Source organism: Streptococcus sp. SGI.013 (assembly GCF_050315295.1).
GTDB classification, from domain to species: Bacteria; Bacillota; Bacilli; order Lactobacillales; family Streptococcaceae; genus Streptococcus; species Streptococcus porcorum.
In genome coordinates this window covers 1-291 of the sequence record NZ_JBNPOS010000114.1, presented here as the reverse complement: position 1 = coordinate 291, position 291 = coordinate 1, and the positions used below count along the sequence as shown (strand labels likewise).

Below are 291 nucleotides of genomic sequence, written 5' to 3'. Positions count from 1 at the left end.
CTTTGAGCTTCAAGGTATGGGTCAAATGGTATCAATAAACGGTATAAAGTTTGATATGAATAGAATTGATGAAACAGTGAAGCTTGGAGATACAGAGATTTGGGAAATTACAAACCCAGGATCTATGATGCATGAAATGGGGCACTCATTCCATATTCATGGCACACAGGTTCAAATTCTATCAAGAAACGGTAATGCGCCTTCTCCAGAGGAGAGCGGATGGAAAGATACTGTATATATTGAGCCTAACGAAAAAGTAAGACTTATAGTTAAGTTTAATAAGAAGGGTAC

General features: G+C 37.5%; 1 protein-coding gene. It reads left to right on the top strand.

The window, feature by feature from the left end; translation table 11 throughout:
- Positions 1 to 291, top strand: a 291-nt coding sequence (locus tag ACQRDX_RS09615) for a multicopper oxidase domain-containing protein (RefSeq protein ID WP_427896681.1), incomplete at both ends; no start/stop codon positions are given.